A 471-nucleotide genomic window follows, 5' to 3' on the forward strand; every position below is an offset into this window, starting at 1 on the left:
ATCCCGGAAACGACCGGAACCCCGGCCGAGAACGCCCGGGACGGCGCGGCGAGCCAGGAGCCCACCAACGCGGCGGCGGGCGGCGACGCCACAAGACCGCCGAGCCCCGAGGAGGACGGCGCCCCGCCACGCGCCCACGGCGCCGAGGGCGATCGCGCCCCAGATGCCCAGTCCACCGTTCCACACGTACAGGATCTGGATCGGGTCGCCCGTGCCGTCGAAGCCGGGCCCTAAGTACCGGTCCGGTGAGGAGAACACGTGGTAGAGCCGACCGCCCACGAAGCCGAACGGGATGGCCCACAGGGCGATGTCGAGCACACGGTCCTCGGGGCCGCCGCGGGCGCGCCACCGACGCTCGGCGAGCCACAGCGCCAGGACGATGCCCAGGATGATGCTCAGCGCGTACGCGTGGATCTTCACCGGGCCGATCTCGAAGCCGTCCCAGGTGGGGGCGGGGAACGCGGCCAGGGG

At 73.5% G+C, this 471-nt stretch carries 1 protein-coding gene; it reads right to left on the reverse strand.

Annotated elements, in window-relative coordinates; genetic code table 11:
* Positions 1–471, reverse strand: a 471-nt coding sequence (locus tag MU407_RS14140) for a prolipoprotein diacylglyceryl transferase family protein (RefSeq protein ID WP_246958439.1), incomplete at both ends; no start/stop codon positions are given.

The organism is Brachybacterium sp. Marseille-Q7125 (assembly GCF_023062615.1).
Taxonomy (GTDB): domain Bacteria; phylum Actinomycetota; class Actinomycetes; order Actinomycetales; family Dermabacteraceae; genus Brachybacterium.